The sequence below is a fragment of the Streptomyces litmocidini genome, from assembly GCF_014649755.1.
GTDB classification, from domain to species: Bacteria; Actinomycetota; Actinomycetes; order Streptomycetales; family Streptomycetaceae; genus Streptomyces; species Streptomyces litmocidini.
This window is the reverse complement of the sequence record NZ_BMTQ01000032.1, coordinates 1-18,574: the sequence shown is the minus strand read 5'-3', so window position 1 is coordinate 18,574 and position 18,574 is coordinate 1. Positions and strand designations below refer to the sequence as shown.

General features: G+C 70.2%; 20 protein-coding genes and 4 pseudogenes. 15 read left to right on the top strand and 9 right to left on the bottom strand.

From position 1 onward, the window contains the following. Nucleotides 1–6 precede the first annotated feature (6 nt). Entirely contained in the window at nucleotides 7–1,359 is a 1,353-nt protein-coding gene (locus IE180_RS34910) for an MFS transporter (RefSeq protein WP_190160972.1), read from the bottom strand. Between the two features lie 198 nt (nucleotides 1,360–1,557). Here IE180_RS34910 and IE180_RS34905 point away from each other — a divergent pair, with 198 nt between their 5' ends. The 4 genes and pseudogenes from IE180_RS34905 (at nucleotide 1,558) to IE180_RS34890 (ending at nucleotide 5,497) form a co-directional block, all read left to right on the top strand. Then, nucleotides 1,558–2,745, top strand: a complete 1,188-nt coding sequence (locus IE180_RS34905) for a serine hydrolase domain-containing protein (protein WP_190160971.1) — start codon at nucleotides 1,558–1,560, stop codon at nucleotides 2,743–2,745. Nucleotides 2,746–3,001: 256 nt separating this feature from the next. Continuing rightward, a pseudogene (locus IE180_RS34900) lies at nucleotides 3,002–3,889 on the top strand (MMPL family transporter); the annotation flags it as partial. A 166-nt stretch (nucleotides 3,890–4,055) separates the two neighbouring features. Beyond that, nucleotides 4,056–4,502 (top strand): annotated as a pseudogene (locus IE180_RS34895) (transposase); the annotation flags it as partial. A 59-nt stretch (nucleotides 4,503–4,561) separates the two neighbouring features. Next, the gene (locus IE180_RS34890; RefSeq protein ID WP_190160985.1) at nucleotides 4,562–5,497 is read left to right on the top strand and encodes a transposase family protein; all 936 of its coding nucleotides are present in this window, start codon (nucleotides 4,562–4,564) and stop codon (nucleotides 5,495–5,497) included. 461 nt (nucleotides 5,498–5,958) lie between these two features. On the opposite strand, the gene IE180_RS34885 is transcribed toward IE180_RS34890, so the two are convergent. Beyond that, complete coding sequence (locus IE180_RS34885) at nucleotides 5,959–6,537, bottom strand: TetR/AcrR family transcriptional regulator (protein WP_190160970.1); 579 nt, start codon at nucleotides 6,535–6,537, stop codon at nucleotides 5,959–5,961. A 259-nt stretch (nucleotides 6,538–6,796) separates the two neighbouring features. On the opposite strand from IE180_RS34885, the gene IE180_RS34880 reads away from it, so the two are divergent. From IE180_RS34880 to IE180_RS34870, 3 genes are read left to right on the top strand one after another with little or no spacing between them, the layout of a single operon-like run. Continuing rightward, the gene (locus IE180_RS34880) at nucleotides 6,797–7,447 is read left to right on the top strand and encodes a CatB-related O-acetyltransferase (RefSeq protein WP_190160969.1); all 651 of its coding nucleotides are present in this window, start codon (nucleotides 6,797–6,799) and stop codon (nucleotides 7,445–7,447) included. Between the two features lie 52 nt (nucleotides 7,448–7,499). Then, the gene (locus tag IE180_RS34875) at nucleotides 7,500–8,777 is read left to right on the top strand and encodes an erythromycin esterase family protein (RefSeq protein ID WP_190160968.1); all 1,278 of its coding nucleotides are present in this window, start codon (nucleotides 7,500–7,502) and stop codon (nucleotides 8,775–8,777) included. Beyond that, complete coding sequence (locus IE180_RS34870) at nucleotides 8,774–9,187, top strand: VOC family protein (RefSeq protein ID WP_190160967.1); 414 nt, start codon at nucleotides 8,774–8,776, stop codon at nucleotides 9,185–9,187. The genes IE180_RS34875 and IE180_RS34870 overlap by 4 nt, the downstream gene beginning before the upstream one ends. 170 nt (nucleotides 9,188–9,357) lie before the next feature. Here IE180_RS34870 and IE180_RS34865 read toward each other — a convergent pair whose 3' ends face one another. Continuing rightward, on the bottom strand, nucleotides 9,358–9,657 hold the full coding sequence (locus IE180_RS34865; protein ID WP_190160966.1) for a hypothetical protein: 300 nt from the start codon (nucleotides 9,655–9,657) through the stop codon (nucleotides 9,358–9,360). Nucleotides 9,658–9,755: 98 nt separating this feature from the next. Between IE180_RS34865 and IE180_RS34860 the strand changes: the two genes are divergently transcribed. Further along, a complete protein-coding gene (locus tag IE180_RS34860) occupies nucleotides 9,756–10,373 on the top strand; it encodes a TetR/AcrR family transcriptional regulator (RefSeq protein ID WP_190160965.1) in 618 nt (205 codons plus the stop codon). 297 nt (nucleotides 10,374–10,670) lie between these two features. Here IE180_RS34860 and IE180_RS34855 read toward each other — a convergent pair whose 3' ends face one another. Both IE180_RS34855 and IE180_RS34850 read right to left on the bottom strand, forming a co-directional pair. After that, nucleotides 10,671–11,348: a restriction endonuclease gene (locus IE180_RS34855; RefSeq protein ID WP_190160964.1), complete on the bottom strand. Its 678-nt coding sequence runs from the start codon at nucleotides 11,346–11,348 to the stop codon at nucleotides 10,671–10,673. Further along, nucleotides 11,345–11,764: a hypothetical protein gene (locus IE180_RS34850; protein WP_190160963.1), complete on the bottom strand. Its 420-nt coding sequence runs from the start codon at nucleotides 11,762–11,764 to the stop codon at nucleotides 11,345–11,347. The genes IE180_RS34855 and IE180_RS34850 overlap by 4 nt, the downstream gene beginning before the upstream one ends. A 122-nt stretch (nucleotides 11,765–11,886) precedes the next feature. On the opposite strand from IE180_RS34850, the gene IE180_RS34845 reads away from it, so the two are divergent. From IE180_RS34845 to IE180_RS34825, 5 genes are all read left to right on the top strand, one after another. Beyond that, nucleotides 11,887–12,087: a hypothetical protein gene (locus tag IE180_RS34845; protein WP_190160962.1), complete on the top strand. Its 201-nt coding sequence runs from the start codon at nucleotides 11,887–11,889 to the stop codon at nucleotides 12,085–12,087. Nucleotides 12,088–12,413: 326 nt separating this feature from the next. Continuing rightward, on the top strand, nucleotides 12,414–12,644 hold the full coding sequence (locus IE180_RS34840) for a hypothetical protein (RefSeq protein ID WP_190160961.1): 231 nt from the start codon (nucleotides 12,414–12,416) through the stop codon (nucleotides 12,642–12,644). Nucleotides 12,645–12,653: 9 nt separating this feature from the next. After that, the gene (locus IE180_RS34835; protein WP_093872103.1) at nucleotides 12,654–12,905 is read left to right on the top strand and encodes a hypothetical protein; all 252 of its coding nucleotides are present in this window, start codon (nucleotides 12,654–12,656) and stop codon (nucleotides 12,903–12,905) included. Continuing rightward, on the top strand, nucleotides 12,902–13,279 hold the full coding sequence (locus tag IE180_RS34830; RefSeq protein WP_190160960.1) for a PIN domain-containing protein: 378 nt from the start codon (nucleotides 12,902–12,904) through the stop codon (nucleotides 13,277–13,279). Before IE180_RS34835 ends, IE180_RS34830 begins: the two co-directional genes overlap by 4 nt. Nucleotides 13,280–13,361: 82 nt before the next feature. After that, a complete protein-coding gene (locus IE180_RS34825; protein ID WP_190160959.1) occupies nucleotides 13,362–14,012 on the top strand; it encodes a hypothetical protein in 651 nt (216 codons plus the stop codon). A gap of 197 nt (nucleotides 14,013–14,209) precedes the next feature. On the opposite strand, the gene IE180_RS34820 is transcribed toward IE180_RS34825, so the two are convergent. The 3 genes and pseudogenes from IE180_RS34820 to IE180_RS34810 all read right to left on the bottom strand — a co-directional run bounded on the left by IE180_RS34820 (nucleotide 14,210) and on the right by IE180_RS34810 (nucleotide 16,510). Then, the gene (locus tag IE180_RS34820) at nucleotides 14,210–14,791 is read right to left on the bottom strand and encodes a hypothetical protein (protein WP_190160958.1); all 582 of its coding nucleotides are present in this window, start codon (nucleotides 14,789–14,791) and stop codon (nucleotides 14,210–14,212) included. A 61-nt stretch (nucleotides 14,792–14,852) separates the two neighbouring features. After that, nucleotides 14,853–15,783 (bottom strand): annotated as a pseudogene (locus IE180_RS34815) (IS5 family transposase). Nucleotides 15,784–15,871: 88 nt separating this feature from the next. Beyond that, complete coding sequence (locus IE180_RS34810) at nucleotides 15,872–16,510, bottom strand: hypothetical protein (RefSeq protein ID WP_229861220.1); 639 nt, start codon at nucleotides 16,508–16,510, stop codon at nucleotides 15,872–15,874. Nucleotides 16,511–17,272: 762 nt separating this feature from the next. Here IE180_RS34810 and IE180_RS34805 point away from each other — a divergent pair. Both IE180_RS34805 and IE180_RS37295 read left to right on the top strand, forming a co-directional pair. Beyond that, nucleotides 17,273–17,854, top strand: a complete 582-nt coding sequence (locus tag IE180_RS34805) for a Dps family protein (protein WP_190160957.1) — start codon at nucleotides 17,273–17,275, stop codon at nucleotides 17,852–17,854. A 325-nt stretch (nucleotides 17,855–18,179) separates the two neighbouring features. After that, nucleotides 18,180–18,305 carry a hypothetical protein gene (locus tag IE180_RS37295; protein WP_268255505.1) on the top strand — a complete coding sequence of 42 codons (126 nt, stop codon included), beginning with the start codon at nucleotides 18,180–18,182 and terminating at the stop codon, nucleotides 18,303–18,305. Between the two features lie 39 nt (nucleotides 18,306–18,344). On the opposite strand, the pseudogene IE180_RS36975 reads toward IE180_RS37295, so the two are convergent. Then, nucleotides 18,345–18,574: pseudogene (locus IE180_RS36975) on the bottom strand (transposase); the annotation flags it as partial.

Sequence of the window (18,574 nt, the reverse complement as noted above, 5' to 3'; positions counted from 1 at the left end):
CCGACCTCATCGCCTGGGATCGGCCGCGGCGGTCGGAGTCGGTCGCCGTGCGTCGTGCTCAGGCCGGATGGCGACCAGAGCCACGAGTCCGCACGTCGCCATGACGACGGCGGACAGGAGGAACGACTGGGCGTACCCGGCGCTCTGCGAAGCGGCGGAGTCCAGGAGATGCCCGGTCAGGTAGGGGGCGATCAGTCCTGGCAGGGTGCCTGTCGCCGCCACGATGCCGAAGACCGCCCCGCGCTGGAGCGGAGGCACCACGGCGGAGACCGTCATGTAGTGCAGGGGGAACGTGATGGCGTGCCCGCCGAAGGCCACGGCGAGCAGCGCCAGCCGGGTGCCGCCGTCCGCGAACGGGAAGGCGGCCATGGCCAGGCCCGCGACCGTGACGGCGATTCCCTGCGGAGCGCCGCTCGACCACCGGCGTGAGAGACCGCGCCGGTGCAGGAGATCGAGGAGCGGGGGCACCGAGAGCAGCAGGACGAAGCTGAACGCGGAGACGACGCTGATGAGGGTGGCCGCCCTACCGGGCGTCATGTCGAGTTGCGTACGCAGGTAGACGGGCAGCCAGGCGTGGCTCAGCGCCATCGCCCAGGAGGCGCCGAAGGCGCCGGCGATGCTCCCGAGTACCGTGCCGTTCAGCAGCAGGCGCCGGTACGGGAACCGCTGCCCGGCGGAAGGGCCGCGCGTGGTGCCGGTGGGAGGGTGGGAGCCCCGGGCGTGCTCCTGGCCGTACGGGCCGTCGTGTCCGGTCCGCCACCACGCCAGGCTCCAGGCCAGGCTGGCCGTCGCGAGTGCCGCGAACGCCGAGCGCCAGCCGAAGCCGGTGATCAGCCACGTCAGGACCGGTGCCGCGATCAGCATGCCCAGTGCGGCGCCGCTGATCTGCAGGGCGGAGGGCAGACCGCGGCGGTCCTCCGGGAACCACTTGTAGAGGGCGTGCATCGACATCGACGCAGCCGGTCCTTCGGCGGCCCCGAGCAGCATCCGTCCCGCGATCAGGGCCGGCACCGACGCCGCGAACAGCACCGGCAGCTGGGCCACCGCCCACAGGGCGGCCATCGCGAAGAGCAGGACCCGGCTGGAGACCTTCGCGGAGACGAAGCCGACGATCAGCCCGGACAGGCTGAACAGCAGCGCGAAGGAACTGGAGATCAATCCGTACGTGCTGTTGCTGATGCCCAGCTCGTCCATGATCGGCACGGCCGCGAGTCCCAGGACGGCCTTGTCCGCGTAGTTGACGAGCATGAACGTCACGATCAGCGCGGCGATCAGCCAGGCCCGTCGCCGGTCGAACCCCGGCTGCGGTGGTACTGCCGAGATCTCGCGGGGCGGTGCGGGCGGGGACGGTTCGACCATGGCGAACTCCTGCGGCTCGGAGGGGAAGGGCGCGGAGGCGTTGCGAACGGGCCGATCCGGTGGGGGCGGTCGACGGTTCACGCGGAAACGCGCATGGCAGGCGTACGGCGACCGAGGTCGAGATCTGTCGCCTGCTGCTGAACAGGTTGTACGTTAACGGCGTACATGTTCAAGACCTTCGCGGTGATGGAGTGACCTATGACCGACCTGACCCGACTCGGTGATCTCTCGTGGACCCGCGGCTACACGGACCCCGTCTGGATCCGCCGCTTCACCTCCGCGGGCCGCGAGCTCACCCCCAGCCGCCGCGTGTGGCGCGGCTCCGAGCCCGCCCGGCCCCTGCCCGCCCGGCCTGCCGAGCTCGACGCGCTCGACATCGAGCTCAGCGGCACCATGTTCAAGCTGGAGGAACTGTTCGCGGCCGCCCAGACGGACGCGTTCCTCGTGATGCACCGCGGTGCCGTCGTCCACGAGACGTACCGGCACGGCACCGAGGCGCACACGCCGCACTTCAACGCCTCGGCGGCCAAGTCGTACATCGGCCTGATGGCGGCGACCCTGGCGCACCAGGGCCATCTGGACCGATCGGCTCCGGCATCCGTCCACATTCCCGAACTCGCCGGTACGGCGTTCGGCGACGCCACGATCGAAGACCTGCTGCACATGGGCACCCAGGTCAGCTACGCGGGCCGGCCCTTCGACAAGGCGATCGAGGCCCAGCGGTACTTCGCCGTCATCGCCCCGCAGCTGCGGCCGTTCGGCTACAACGGCCCCACGACCATCCGCGAACACCTCCTGACCGCCCGCGCGACCGGCCGGCCGGGCTCCGGGTTCCGCTACGAGAACGGCAACGTGGAGACGCTGGCAGAGGTCCTGCGCCGGGTCACCGGCCTGACCACCTCCGCGCTGCTGAGCGAGATGATCTGGTCGAAGATCGGCGCCGAGGAGGACGCCTACTACATCCTCGACGGCGACGGCGTCGAGGCGGCGTGCGGCGGCTTCAGCGCCACGGCACGCGACGTCGCCCGGCTCGGCGAGATGCTCCGCTGCGGCGGGGCGGTCGGCGACCGGCAGGTCGTGCCCGAGGAAGTGGCGACGACGATCACGAGCGGCGTCCCGGACGGCTATGCCCGGCGCGTACGCTTCCCGGCCGCACCGCCCGAATCGCCGGCCACGCTCTCGTACCACGACCTGTGGTGGATCCCGAACGACCCGTACGGCTCCTACCTGGCCAGTGGCATCCACGGCCAGCGGCTCTTCGTCTCACCCGGCCTCGACCTGGTCGCGGTCCACTTCGGCTCGCAGGTCATCTCCCCGGACGTGCCGGCCGCCCCGCTCGTCCAGGCGTTCCTGCGGATCGGGGCCCACCTCGAATCGACTCGGTGAACTTCCTGTGAATCAGGCCGCGACGACCGCGGCCCTGCCGGGGACCCGGGTCTCGCCCCCGCCGTGGTGCTCGGCTCTCTCAGGAAGTCCCCAGGGCCCCTCCGGAGGCGATCAGGGCGGGCTGACGGCGTCGGCACCTGTTCCGATACGCCCCGACCGACGTGGAGCGTCCGCTGTGGCCACATTCCTCTCCCGGCTGGACCGGTTCTCCTTCCGGAGGCGCTGGCCGGTCGCGTTGCTGTGGGTGGTACTGCTCATGGGGACGGGGGTGATGGCCGGGAGGGCTCCCGCCCCGCCGCCCAACGACTTCTCGATGCCCGGCACGGAGGCGCAACAGGCCTACAACCTCCTGGAGAAGGACTTCCCGCAGCTGAACGCCGCCGGCGCGACGGCCCGCGTGGTGTTCCGGGCGGAGGACGGCAGGATCACCGACCCGGAGGCGAAGCGGGCCGTCCAGGAGACGGTCCGGGAACCCGGCGGCGATCCGCAGGCCACGCGGGTCACCGACCCGTACGCCACCCGGTCGGTGAGCGCTGACGGCTCCACCGCCTGCGCCCAGGTCTCCTACGAGGTACCCGCCTCCCAGCCGGGGGAGGGCTCGCGCACGGCGCTGGAGGACACCGTCGAGAAGGCGGGCTCGACGGAGCTGACAGTCGAGGTCGACGACAACGCCGTCAACGCGGTCGCCGACGGCCACTCCTCCGAGGCCCTGGGCCTCGCGGTGGCCGCTGTGGTGCTCGTCATCACCTTCGGCGCACTGCTCGCGGCCGGGCTTCCGCTGCTCACCGCCGTCCTCGGCGTGGGCATCGGCGGCCTGTCCATCAAGGCGCTCGCGGAACCGCTCGGGCTCGGCTCGACCACGAGCGGACTCGCCGTCGGTATCGACTACGCCCTGTTCGTCGTCTCCCGCTACCGAGCCGAACCCGCCCGCGGCCGCAGCCGCAAGAAGGCTGCCGGACACGCGGTCGGCACCGCCGGACCGGCGGTCGTGTTCGCGGGACTGACCGTGGTCATCGCCCTCGCCGGGCTTGCCGTGGTCGGCATTCCGCTGCTCACCCAGATGGGACTCGCCACGGCCGGCACGGTCGTCATCGTGGTGCTCATCGCCGTCACCCTCATCCCCGCCCTGCTCGGGATCTGCGGCCGCCGACCCGCCCCAAGCGGCGCCGCGGCAAGGACGACAGCCCGAAGCCGTCCATGGGCGTGTGTTGGGCCCTGTTCGTCGTCCGGCGGCCGGTCGCCGTCCTCCTGGAGGCATCGCCCTGCTCGGCGTGATCTCCGTGCCGACGGCGTCACTGGAGAGGGAACTGCCGGGCGACGAGAGCAAGCCCGCCTCGACCACGCAGCGCCGCGCGTACGACATGGTCGCCGACGGCTTCGGCCCTGGCTGCAATCGCCCGCTCACCGTCGTCGTGCAGGCCGACGGGGGTGAAAACCGTCATGACGTCACGCAGCTGACGCCGCTGCCGGACGCGATCCCCGCATCCGAGGACTCCGAGGGCGGCCGCGGCTACGACCACGACACATACCGCCGCGTCCTGCGGGCCCGCGGCATCACACCCGAGATCGCCCGCCGCGGCGTCCCGCACGGCTCCGGCCTGGGCGAGACCCGCTGGGTCGTCGAGCGGACCTTCGCCTGGCTCCACCAGTTCAAGCGATTGCGGATCCGCTACGAGATACGCGCCGACCTCCACCTCGGTCTGCTCCAACTCGCCTGCAGCATCATCTGCTTGCGACGGCTCCGCACCTCATTCTGAAACGATCAGTAACGAGCTGGTGCGTGATTGGGGTGGAAGGGGGGCTGGGTGAGGGTGGGATGATCCAGTCTGTGGGGATCACGGCCGACCGGCACATCCTCGCGCATCAGCTGTTCACAGGGATCTCCCAGCAGCATCCGGCTTGCCTGGTCGAGGAGTTGGCCGTCCCGTGGCAGGCCGTGGTCGAAGGTCGTCGTCACGCGGCACGCGGCGGGGCCAGGAAACGCGAGACGGGGGCCGGTGCCCGGCATCGGCTGGTGTTCGTCGACCGGCTGGTCATCACGCTGATCCACCTGCGGCACGACCTCCCGCACTCCGTCCTCGCCCTGCTGTCCGGTGTCGACCGCACCACCGTCACCCGTGCGATCGGAGAGATACGCGGGATCCTGGCCGAACGTGGATGCGCGGTCCCCGACCGTCCGGGCCTGCGGCTGCGGATCCTGACGGATGTGTTCGCCTATGCCCAGGCCGAGGGCGTCGAGCTGCGTCTGGACGCCACCGAGATCCAGGTCCGCCGGCCCGTGGCCGGCCGCGGCGGACGCCGGGCGTTCGTCTCGGGCAAGAAGAAGCAGAACACGATGAAGGCCACCGTCATCGCCGACTCTCAGGGCCGCACGCTCTGGACCGATGCCCTGCGACCAGGGCGGATGCACGATGCGACCGCTGCCTGCAACGAAGGCATCGGGACCTGTTTCCAGCACTTCCCGGACGTGGAAGTGCTTCTGGACGACGGCTGCCCCGGGCTCCGGCGCGACCACCCCGGCCAGGCGGTCACACCGCCCGGAAAGCCGAACAAGATCGCTTTGCCGCACGTACACGCAGCCAGAGAAGAGGCCCGGCACCGCCACTCATCGAAGCGGATCACCGTCGAACACGCGCTCGCCGACCACAAACGCTGGAAGCAGCTGACCCGCTGGACCCACCGTCGCGAGACTCTGCCCGCCACCTACCGGGCCATCGCCGGCCTCGTCTCCGACCGCACCGTCAACGCCTGACCACGACCCCGATCAGGCAATCATGCCTCCACCCCAATCACGCACCAGCTCGTTAGAGTTGGCCCTGGACATGATGAAGCCGCCCCCTCCGCCGAGGCGGAGGGGGCGAAGATCGTCAGGGCTTGTCCGGGTGACGGGTGCGCTCGTTGACACGGTCGACCGCGTCCCGGAGAAACCCGCCCGGGCTGCTCCCCGCCCCTGCGGGGGTTGTCTCGAGGTCCGGCTCGCCGGGGCGACGGAAGCGCCGGCCGTCGGGGCCGGCTGCAAGCCCGCCGAAGGCGAGTGGCTCTCGTACTACGACGGCTAGGGGAGCATGGATCCCGGCAAGCTCAACATCGACCACATGGTCGCGCTCACCGAGGTCTCGAACTCCCGAGCGTCACCCCGGGCAGTGATCGGGCGAGCGGAGCAGCCGACGGGCCCACCTGGTGAGCGTCAGGGCGTCACGCTGAAAACGCGGTTCACGCTCGCGGTCCCAACCCGGTGAAGAGGGCGTCGAGAATCCGGTCGACGTATTCGTGGGTCAGTGGTTCCTGCGTGATCAGCAGACGGAAGTACAGCGGTCCGGAGAGGATCGCCATCGCCACGTCCAGATCGAAGTCCGGGGACAGTCGGTCCTGGTCTCGTGCTGCCTTCAGGCGTGCGACGGTCTTGTCCGCTTGTGGAGCGATGAAGCGCTCGTTGAGCGCGGCGGCAACGCCGGGGTCGTGCTGGGCCTCGCCGATCAGGGCCTTGAAGAGGGCGCTGAACGGCGGCCCGGCCAGGAGGTCGACGGCCTCGTAGATCTGCGTGCGCAGGTCCATGAGGAGGTCGCCCGTGTCGGGATAGCCCAGGGCTGACTCACTGAGCGACAGCAGCGAGTCGAGCAGCAGGGCGCCCTTGGAGGGCCATCGGCGGTAGATGGTGTGTTTGCCGACCCCGGCCCGGGCGGCGATCGCTTCGATGCTGAGCTTGGCGTAACCCAGCTCCTGCCCGAGCTCCAGTGTGGTTCGCATGATGGCTTCGGTCAGGTCGGGGCCGCTACGACGGGCGTTGGTCATGTCCCCACAGTAACGGCACGGCACGTGCCGTTCTTGACAGGATTCCATGACCTGGGCACGCTTCCCCCAACGGCACGGCTCGTGCCGTTCCTTTGGGGGAGGCGAGGTGCGTGAAGGCTGCTGTGACACAGCGGGTGCGGGGCCCACGGGCCTGACGAGGTCGGAGAACGCCACACGCCGGCGTGCGTCCCCTGTCATTCACACCAGCCGACCACCGACCACACACTGCCCCCCGCCACACACCATGAGGGAGCCCGTCATGCCCGTCCCTGCCGACCCCACCGTTCTCCACCCCATGCCCGACCAGCCGAGGGTGGTACTGCTCAAGCCGTTGGTCACGTCCCCGCTGATCGAGGTCGGGGAGTACTCCTACTACGACGACCCCGACCACGCGACCGCGTTCGAGACCCGCAACGTCCTCTACCACTACGGACCGGAGAAGCTGATCATCGGCAGGTTCTGCGCGCTCGGCACCGGAGTGCGGTTCCTCATGAACGGCGCCAACCACCGGATGGACGGCCCCTCGACCTTTCCCTTCCCCACCATGGGCGGCTCCTGGGCCGAGCACTTCGACCTGCTCACCGGACTGCCCAACCGCGGTGACACCGTCGTCGGCAACGACGTCTGGTTCGGCCACGGTACGACCGTCATGCCCGGCGTACGCATCGGACACGGCGCGATCATCGCCAGCGGCTCGGTGGTCACCGCTGACGTCCCCGACTACGGCATCGTCGGCGGAAACCCGGCCCGCCTCATCCGTACCCGCTACGACGCGGAGGACATCGCCCGGCTGCTCGCGCTGGCCTGGTGGGACTGGCCCGCGGAGCACATCACCACGCACGTACGGACACTCATGTCCGGCAGCGTCGACCAGCTGCAGAAGGCGGCGGCCTCCCTCCCGCACCCGTGATCCACCCGCGTACCCACGCCCTCACCATTCCCCTCGCGGAAGAGCCACCAGCATGCCCCCTGCACGCGACCGAACGCCCTTCACCGACTGGCTCCGCGGCCATGCCACCCCGCTCGCCCACCTCGACCCGGCAGCGCCCCTGGACGACCTGGAACCGCTGCGCGACATCCTCGACGGTGCCCGGGTGGTCGCCCTGGGCGAACACTCCCACTTCATCGACGAGTTCGCCGCCATGCGCCGGCGCATCCTGCGGTTCCTCATCGAACGCTGCGGCTTCACCGTCCTCGCCTTCGAGTACGGCTTCTGCGAAGCCATACCCCTCGACGCCTGGGCCCAGGGCCAGGGAGCGGACGACGACCTCTCCGCACTTCTGGCGACTGCGGTCCCCATCGGACTCCAGGAGCCGGCGCGCCTCATCCGTCAGCACAACCGCACTGCCGCGGCACCGGTCCGCTTCGCGGGGATCGACATCCCGGCGGCCGGCGGGTCGCTGCTCCCCGCCCTGACACCTGTCGCCGACTATCTCCGCCGGATCGATCCGGAAACCCTCCCGACGGTCCAGACCGCGATCACGATCGCCGCATCCTTCGCCGGAGACTCCGCAGCAGTGGCCGCTCCCGCATGGGCGCGTCTGCCCACCACCGAACAGGACGCCCTGAGCGCGCTCCTGGCGCGGCTGCGCATCCGGTTCCGTTCCCTGCGACCGCTGTACGTCTCCCGTGGTGACCAGCCCAGCTACGACACCGCCCTGCGATGCCTGGAGGCTGCCTGCCACGGCGACTACACCTTCCGTGCCATGGCCGCCCTCTTCGCCGGAGACTGTCTCACCGCCGACACCTCTGCCCGAGACCTCTACATGGCCGAATCACTTCTGTGGCACCTGAACCGACTCGAACCCGCGGACCGCGTCGTCCTGGTGGCCCACAATGCCCACATCCAGAAGACACCGGTCGCCTTCGACGGCCACCTCACGGGACTGCCCATGGGACAGCACCTGCACGACGCCCTCGGGGACACGTACTTCGCCCTCGGTCTGACCAGCACCACCGGTCACACGGCCGAGATGCGTCGCGACGAGGCGGCTCCCTTCGGATTCACCATCCACGAGGCCCCGTTGGAGCCACCCGTGCCCGGAAGCATCGAAGCGGCCTTCGCCGACACCGGCCTCGGCCTCGGCCTCGCCGATCTCCGTCAGGCCCGGACAGAGAACTTCAACGGCCCCGACACCATCCGGATGCAGAGCGTCTACGCAGATACCCCTGTGCTCGACGCGTTCGACGGCATCCTCAGTGCTCCCGCCTCCACCCTCACAGATCTGGAGAAGTCATGACCAGCAGGTTCACCGAGTTGGTCGTCGACTGCCACGATCCGGAGAGACTCGCGGCCTTCTGGTGCGAGGTCCTGGATTTCACGGTGATCGACCGGAGCGAGGGCCAAGTCGAGATCGGCTCCTGGGAGCCGACCGTCGAGGCGGTCCGGGCCAGGCAGATGCCGCCCACCGTGGTGTTCATTCGGGTGCCGGAGGGCAAGACCGTGAAGAACCGGCTCCACCTCGACGTGAGCCCCATCGACGCCGGCACGGACGACGAGGTGGTCAGGCTGCTCGGCCTCGGCGCCACCAAGGTGGACGTGGGCCAGGGCCCCGCCCGGAGCTGGGTGGTCATGGCCGACCCTGAGGGCAACGAGTTCGATGTCCTGCGCACCCTGGCACCGACCACCCACGTCACGCCCACTGCATAGCGTCCCGCACGGCGCCTCGGCGGCGGTCGGCCACGGTCGGGGCCGCACTTTCAGTCGGTGACACGGCCTCGGCCCGGCGTTCGGGGCGGGTGCTGCCGATGATGACGGCAATCCGGATCGTGCGTTCTGCCTCCTTGGCTGAGGTGTGTTCGTAGCTGCCGTGGCCGTTGTCACTCGGATCGGTAGGAGCCGACTTCGTCCAGGTAGGTCACGGTGGGCGGCTCCGTGCAGATCTCATTCAGGGCGGCGCGGTAGCGCTGGAATGAGGCCAGCTGGTGGTGCGGGGCCGCCACCGGGTCACCCTCGGACTCGATCAGGGCCAGAAAGCTGCCGCTGCCGTCGAGCCGAAAGGTGTCGTAGCGCAGGCCGCGCGGGCGGGTCCGTTCCAGGTCCGCGTAGACGGCGTGCAGCAACGCCACGCTCTGCCCCACATGTTCCGGCCCGACCGTGTACCGGATCATCACACGCATGCTGTCCCCTTCTCGTGGTGTATCGGCCGACCCACATTTCATCAGGCAGCCTGTCTTTCAAAAGACAGGCTGTCAAGCGAATGCTAGGATGCAGGGTCATGCCCCCCACTCGGAAGTACGAGCAGCGCCTGCGCGCCCGGGCTGCAGAGGAGACGAGGCGCCGCATCCTCGACGCCGTCTACCAGCGTCTGCGTGAGGCACCGGCCGAACCGGTCAGCGTGGACAAGGTCGCCAAGCTCGCAGAGGTGTCGCGCTCCACCGTCTACACCGTCTTCGGCTCCCGTGCGGGCTTGTTCGACGCGCTCGGCACGGACCTGCTCCAACGCGGCGGATTCACCGACATGGTGCGCGCGGTGCTCCACCCGGATGCCCGGGAGGGCCTGCGCGGCGGCATCCGCGGCAACGTGCTGATGTACGCGGCGCACCGGGACGTACTGCGCGCGTTGTTCTCGATGGCCCAGCTCGACGCCGAAGCGGTCGGCGGCGCGGTCCAACGCCTGGAACGCGGACGCGCCGAAGGCATGAGCGGCCTCGCCGACCGACTGGCCGAACAAGGCGTGCTCCGCGACGGCCTCACCATCGCCCAGGCCACCGACGTGCTGTGGCTGCTGACCGGCTTCGACAGCTTCGACCTGCTCTATACCGGCCGGGCGCTGCAACCCGACCGCGTCACCGCGACCTTGGTCAGCACTGCCGAACACGCCTTGTGTTCCTGAGGATCACACCGGCGAGACGACGACTCGCTGCCGAACCGCCTCGAGGACACCTCAGACACACCTGCGGCCCTTGCCGCACTGGCCAGACCTATGACTCAGGCCCCACATGCGGCAGGGCCCACATCAACCCCCCGAAGGAAGTCCGGGGTCAACCACTGAGTCACCCGCACAGCCTCACAGGATGCACGGGCGACCACGTCCGGCACTCACACGATCGCAGCCGCCCCGGCCGAGAGGAGCCCTGCAGCCGAAGAAGCCCGGAGCCAGTGCTCCGGGGCTTCTTCGTGCCAGATCCCGTCAGGCGGACGGGGGCCGACGAGGCGATGGCACGGCCCGCAGCAACTCCCACAAGGGCCGTGAGCCGCTCGCCCACTCGCCCAGCATGGTCCGGTCGACCAGGTGCAGCCGCTGGGGGCGGGCGAAGTCGAGCGCCGGCTTGGAGAACCTGCCGTTGGTGACGAGCACGACGACGTCGCCCTTGTGCACCGGCCGTCCGGTGCCGTTGAGGACCTGCAGGTCCGGGGTGCCCACCGCGGCCCCGGACAGCCCTGCCCGCCGGTGCTTGCACTGGATCACCCAGCGCCGCCCGTAGGGGTCGGTGGCCTTCACGTCCGCGCCGTTGTCCCCGGCGCCGCCGACCTGCACCGCGTCCGCGCACCCGTCGCGCCGCATCAGGTCCCGTACCGCGTGCTCGAACTGCCGGTGATGCAGCGCGTCCAGTTGCGTCAGCGCGTACCGCAGCCCCTGGGAACGCACCCGCTCCCACCGCGCGGCCCGCTGCCGGATGGCCATCCAGGCCGCCACCGCCCCGCCGACGAGGAGCACCAGGACGATGGGGACCCACGGGTGCGCGCGCACGAAGTCGACCACCGCCGCGATGACGGCCGCCACGATGACCAGGCCGCCGAGGGTGAGGAGGAGCTGCTCGGTACCATCGGCCTTCCGCGACCGCCGCCGGGCCGGGCGCCGGCTCACTGCCCCTCCCCGTTCCGGTCCCACCTGATCGGGTACGACACCGTCGGCACCGGACGCGGCGCGGTCTGTTTCCACTCCGGCCGGCGAATCGGATACGACACGGTCGGGGCCGATGCCGGCGCCTGGTGGGGCGCCGTCTTCTCCCCACCCGGCCACTTGATCGGATACGTCACCGCCGACGAGGACCGCGGCGCCGGTAGCCGTCCCGTGCCCGTTCCGCCGCCCGTCGACGTGCCCGAGCCGCCGAAGATGAACACCGCTGCCACGATCCCGATCGCCAGCGCAGTCTGCTGACTCGTCCCCGCCGGCGCCCTCCAGTGCGCCCGCACCACTGTCCCGTCCTGCTTGGTGTACCCCTTGACGAACGGCAAGGCCGAAGCCCCCTCCCCTTGGTCGAGCGCGTGCTTCCCGCGCAACCGACCAATGTAGAGGCCGCTACTGACAGTGGGTCACCTACCGGCCACTCATCGTGATCTTGAACAGTTGTCAGGCCCTGCGCAGCGGAAGCAGTGACGTGGCCCGGTCGTACGATGACCGCGTGACCGCACGCCGCACCCTCGGTGCCGGACCGCAGGTCCCCGACCGCACCCGTACCGTCCAGGCCGACCTCCTCGACGATCTTCCCGGCTTCCGCCTCCCGACCTGGAGGAGCTGCACGGCCGCGACGCGCTCGGCCCCCAGCCCTCAGCCGCCCCGAGCCGGCGCCCGCTCGGATCCGGCGGCGCGGACTGACCCGTGACTGCAACACCGGCATGCCGAGCCAGGCCGGTGTCCTGACACCGTCGATACCTCGGTGATGCCGTCAACGAGGTCGCGGGTGTGGGGGTGAAGGCGGTCAGGGCGACACCGGCGGGGCCGGAGCGGGTGCGGCCGATGCCGGCGTTGATCCGCAGGGGCCGGGCGGCAAGCTCGGTGCGTATTCGGTGTACGGGCACCGGGGCGGGGCCGCCGTGGACGGTAGTGGAAGCGCAGATGACGGCGTCGCCGTGCTCGCCGATCACGTGCTCGCGTACGGCGGCGGTGGGGACGCGCAACAGACGGGCCAGGGTGAGGCGGGAGCGGGCGATGTCGGTGGCGGCCCCGGCCTCCAGCGCGCGGACAGCCGAACACCTCGGCGAACAGCCGCGCCAGGATGTCGACAGGGTCGGTGACCATCGCCGCCACGCCCGGGTAGCCGGCCACCCGATCTACTCGCTGCTGCCGATGCAGCTGCATGACATCCTCTCCTGCCTCGCCCTGGTGTCCCAGCGGGTCCGCGACGGCAAGAAACCATCCACCAAATTCTACCGGCGGTAGAATCGCGGCATGAGCAAGCCGACCAGCATCAAGACCAGCGAGGCCGTCCGCGACCGGCTCCGCCTCCTCGCGGAGGAGCGCGGCACGACGATCACCGACCTGATCGAGGAACTCGCGTCGAAGGAACTCACCGCTGCCGAGCGGGAGCAGCGCGCCGCCGAGGCCGCGGCCGAGCTCGGCGTCGAGTTCACCGAGCAGGTGAAGCAGGCCGGCCAGGACGCCTGGGCGAAGATCCGCGCCCATCAGGGCCGCGCCGCGTGAACCTGACCGCGGTCCTCGACCACTCCGCCCTGACCGCCCTCTACCGGGCGGATCCGCTCTTCACCGGGCTGTACATCGAGGCCTCCCGCGGCACCGGCCGCATCCTTGTCCCCTCCCTGGCTGTGCTCGCCGCCGAACGCCAGGTTCCCGGAGTCGGCAAGCACGCTGCCGGGCTCCGTTTCTCCGAGGGCGTCGCGTTCACCGCCGGCCACGCCGTCGACGCCATGGCCTGGCCCGATACGGAGTGGCCGGTCGCCCATGCCGCGGCCGTCGCCTGGAACGCGGCCCGCGAGGGCGAGCCGGTCACCGTCCTGTCGCTGGTGCCCGGCCTGTACGCGGCCACCGGCATCACCCCGCTCGACCCGACGGCGTAGCGAGCGCTCGCGTCCAGGGAGGCGCGCGGCGTACGACGCGCAACCGGTTGCCGCCGGGATATGCCGACTCGGCTGCGCGGCCATGCCGCGATGCTCCACCGTGGATGCGGGCGGCCGCTCGGGACGCCCTGCGCCGACGAGGAGGCGAGCCGGGACGCCCTGGAAGCACGACGGGTTCGAGTCGCACGAGGGCGAGGTCGGGGTGCTGCTGGCCGACGGCACCGAGCTGGGCCCCGTCTACTTCGACCTGGGCAGCGGCGGCCACTTCCACGAGTCGAGCGACTGGTGGGCGTACGACGGCACGATGCGCCGGCCGACGGCGACCACGCTGCGGGGGAGGTGCTCATGCGGCTGGCGCGGTAGGACGACTTACCCGATCGACTGGGAGAAGGCGCGCGGCGACCAGGCCGACGAGTACGACACCTCCGGGCCCTGGGCCGACTGGGAGGGGCACATGGACGAGGTGGCCGCACGGGCTGTGTCGCTGCCCGAGAATGTGGCCGGCCTGCTGGGAAAGCTGCGCGAGCGCCTGGACGAGATCGTCGGCGACGAGCCGCTCATGGTGCTGAAGGCGGCCGGAGAGCTGGAGGCGATCGTCGCGTCGGCCAGCCCCCTCGCAGCCGCGTATGTCAGGGGGGACGAGATCCCGATGCCGCGGGTCGCCGAGGCCCTGGGCATGACCGAGAAGGCGGCACGCTCCCGCCTTGCGCACTACGAGTACCTGCCCCGCTGAACCAGGAACCGGCTGCGTTTTGCCGTCGGCACCACCTCGGCCCCTGGCTCGCCGCGCAGGCGCCGGCCACCGCGCGGATGCTCCGGTGAAGACGAGGGGAGACGGCCTCGCCCGGCTTCCGCCGGGCCCTCGCCGCGCACCAGATCGTCGTGCCTCCGGATCGCATCGCCCCCGGGTCTCGCGTACAGACGCGTCCGTCAGCTGGCCGCCGTCCCGGGGCGGCGGGGTGAGGTGGGACCGGCGCCTTGCGGGGCGGGCTGTCCGGTGTCCCTTGCGAAGTGCAGCCACGCGCTCAGCGCCGCCTGCAGCTCGACCACCGCCGCCCGGTCGAGGACTTCACCCGTCGCTCCGACGTGCAGCCGCACGCCCTGGCCGGACACCGTCCATCCGACAGGCCGTCGTCGCGCAGGGGTGAGGGCGGAGCCGTCTTCGAGGGTGCGCAGCATCGCGGCGACGCGGGGCGGAAGCGGCTTTTCGCGGGGCGCCCGGGGGATGTGTGCGGGCCGGGAGGGCAGACCGAGCGCGGCGCGGAAGGCGGTGACGGCCGCTTCGAGCGACTGCGGGGTGGCGGGCGCCGCGCCGATGAACGCCTGGAACAGCTCGCGGTGCGCTGCTGCGGTCAGGGGCTTGTCCTCGTCGAAGTCCAGGCGCACGACCGTCGGCGGGGTGAGGATCCGGGTGTAGCCGTTCGTCGTGTACGCGGCGTGGTACCGGCGCAGGTCGGCAATGGGGCGGGCGAGGGGGTGCTCGCCCTGGAACGCCGGGATGGGGTTGTTCACCGCGGGGGATCGCTCGGGGCGGGACAGCCGTGCCAGCTTCCCCTAGGACCTGTCCTGGCGATCACGTTCGCAGCCAGATGGTGAGGGCTGCCGCGGTGACGGTGCCGAGATAGACGTAGCCGCGCTTGTCATATCTGGTCGCGACTGCGCGGAAGCTCTTCAGGCGGTTGATCGTCCGCTCGACGGTGTTGCGCTTTCTGTAGCGCTCTTCGTCGAAGCTGGGTGGTCGTCCGCCACGCGAGCCTTTACGCAGGCGAGCAGCCTGGCTGTCGGTCTTCTCGGGGATCGTGTGCTGGATGCCCCGGCGTCGCAGATAGTCGCGGCAAGACCCATTGCTGTAGGCCTTGTCCGCCGCGACACTGTCCGGCTTCTTGCGGGGCCTGCCTGTCCCGAGTCGTGGAACGCGGATTTCCTCCAACACAGGCTTGAGTTGAGTGCAGTCCGCTCGCTGTCCTGGCGTGATGACCAGGGACAGCGGGCGGCAGCGACCGTCAGCACTCAGGTGGATCTTGGTCGTGAACCCCCCTCGCGAGCGGCCCAAACCCTCGCCTCCGGCGCCACTTCCACCAGGCGGGCAATGAGACTCTGCCACGGCGCATCGCCCTGGTGTCCCGCCAGAGCGTCCCCCCTTTGAAGAAGGAGCCGGCGGCGGTGCGGTGCGGGCACCGGCGGCGTGCTGATGGCACGCACGATGGTGGAGTCGACTGCGACATCCCAGTCGATCTCACCTGCCGCATCGGCCCCGCCTGGACTTGCTGGAGCAGCTGTTCCCAGGTTCCGTCAGCCGACCACAGCCTGTGTCGTTCATAGACGGTCTTCCACGGGCCGAACCGATCCGGCAAATCACGCGACTGCACGCCAGTCCGTATCCGGTACAGAATCCCGTCGATCACCTGCCGGTGGTCCCGCCACCGGCCGCAACGGCCGTTACTGAACGGCAGGAACGGCCGAAGCCGCTCCCATTCGGCATCTGTCAGGTCACCCCGCCCCATGACCGCGTGAACGACTCGGCAACGGAGTAGTCACATGATCGGCTGCACAACGACAACCTTGCCGGCCTCGGCCACCGGGGCCGCGTGGTCATCGTTCGGAACGGCTGGCAGCTGTTGGTGCGCGGTCCGCGAGCCAGGCTGCCACCCGCCTCTGCAACACGCGGTCGGAGTTATCCCTCCATGACGCGAACCATTCCAACTGCTGCAGGATGTTCTCCGAGCGGTCCGGGTAGCCCACCGCGACTACGTCGACGCCCCTCTCACCCGTCGAGCAGCTGATGTACACGCTGCTGTCGAGCGCCATCATGCCGAAGCCTGGATGGCCCGCGCGGATGCCGAGGAACGCCGATGACGCACCCCGGCCCATGATGTCCCAGCGCTCCAGGAGCCGGGCTCTGGTCCAGACCGCCGGTGCGGCGCCACTGCGTCCCCAATGCATGGCCTGAAAGTAGGCGCCGTGCGTACGGGTGCCCTCCGGAAGCATGACGAGGAATTCCCGCCTCTGGTCGAGAAGACCCGAGGAAACAGCCAGGTGGTACCAGTCCTCGTTGAGACGCTCGACGAGCCGTGGGGTCTCGTACCGGTGGGAGAAGCCACCTACGACGTCCTCGGAACGAAATCCGAAGACGAACGGCATCGTGCCGCCCGGCACGGCGTTCGGGATCACCTCAAGGCCGGCCCGCCGCAGCGGTCGATACATCTTGCGTTCGCGCTCCTGGATACCCACAGGTCAGTGTTCTACCAGGCATGGTGCACCAGAGTTTCCTCCGGTCAGCGCTCCCGTTTCCCTACCCCCGGATCGGACCGGTCCTCGGACCAATCGCGTGATCGGCCGGACAGGTCCTAGGTGCCCTGGACCCGGTGCAGGACACCGGACTGGGTCACCAGGACCGTCACCTGCCGGGCGGTGGTGCCGTTGCCCAGCCGGAACCCCACGGTCAAAGTCACGCCTGTGGGGGCGCGGGGTTGGCGGCCGCGATCTGCACCCTGCGCCCCCGGCCCTACCCAGCCACGCCAGAACACCGGCTGGGTGGAAGGCGAACTCGACGGCGGCCCGCTGCCGCCCGGCGAATGGTGGGTGGTGGATTTGGCCGCAGGCACCGTTGGCCACCTCCACGCCCTGCCGGAAGGGGCGGTCACCGACGCCCTTGCGCGGGGGATCTGGAGGCCAGGCAGACCGTTCACGCTCTGCTTACCGACACCGGCTGGAGAAAGTAGGGGACCACCGGCCTCGTCGGAATCCGGACAGCTTGGACGCCGGAGGCCGCGATCCTGTTCGGCCCGCATGTCATCCGCGCCGGCGGATTCGTGTCCTTCGCGCTCATCGTCGCCCGCTGCCCCCCCCGCACACCGTCCGGAGTGGTGGCGACGAGACCGGGGGTGTGCGTTGCGTCTGGCGGGGCAGGCGAGGGGATGGCGACGGGAAGGACCGCATGGTCCGCCCGGGAGCCGCAGTATCCGAACGACAGCGACCAAGAGGAGTCCGCCCATGACCGACGCCACGCAGGCCACTGCACCGCACACCGTGCCTGGACTGGACCCGGCGGAGGCCGAGCGGGTCGTGGACGTTCTGCAGGTGCGGTTGCACGCTCTCAACGACCTGGCCCTCACCCTGAAGCACGTCCACTGGAACGTTGTCGGCCCGCACTTCATCGCCGTGCACGAGATGCTCGACCCGCAGGTGGACGCCGTCCGGGAGATGGCTGACTCCATGGCGGAGCGCATGGCCGCCCTCGGCGGGGTCCCGATCGGCACGCCGGGCGCCCTCGTCGCAGGGCGGGCCTGGGACGACTACGAAGTGGGACGCGCCGACGCCGTCGCACACCTCGGCGCGCTGGACCTGGTCTACACCGGCGTCATCGAGGACCACCGGGCCGCCATGAAGACGGCCGGCGACATCGATCCGGTGACGGAGGACATGCTGATCGGGCAGCTGGCGAAGCTGGAGCAGTTCCAGTGGTTCGTCCGCGCCCACCTGGAGAGCGGTAGTGGCCGCCTCAGCACCTCCGGCGCGCGCACGCTCAGCGACGCCGCCGGCCGGGCCGCCCGAGCGTCGGCCGGGGGCGCATGACCGCGTCCCCGCCCGGGAGGACGTACGGTCGGGGGCGCCGGAAGCCTTGCGGGAACGCGCGCCGGGATCCCCGCAAGAACGACCGGAGCCGGACGATGAGCACGGATAGTGACCCGGCACCGCCCTTCGAGGAATCCGGGACCGTACGTCCGAACTCGGGCCCTGCTCCAGCCGCGCGCATCGGGCCCTGCTCCAACCGCGCGCACTGGAGAAACTCAAGCTGCATCGCCTCCTCGCCGCACCGCACGATGTGTCGGGCAGCCAGGGGAACGCTTGGGCTTCCCGCGCAGCCTACGGCCGATAACCGCTCCTGGAGGAGACGACCGTGACGGACCCGCGTGGCAACGCCCGGGCCGCCTTCGTGGCCGACCTCCTCGAAGCATTCACCCGCCACGGACAGCGGACCGCCCTCCTCGACGAGGCGTTCAAAGCCTTACGAGCTGGTGCATGATGGCGGTGGATGCGTGTTTTGCCTGATCGTGGCCTGTTCTCAGGTGTTGGCGGTGCGGTCGGAGACGAGGCCGGCGATGGCCCGGTAGGCGTCGGGCAGAGTCTCGCGCCGGTGAGTCCAGCGGATCACCGCTTCCAGCATTTGTGGTCGGCGAGCGCTTGCTCAACGGTGATGCCCTTCGATGAGTGTCGGTGCCGGGCTTCCTCTCTAAGAGGTCCTAACAAAGGCGTTGGACGTGTCGGTGGGTGATGAGGCAGGTGGCGAGGCCG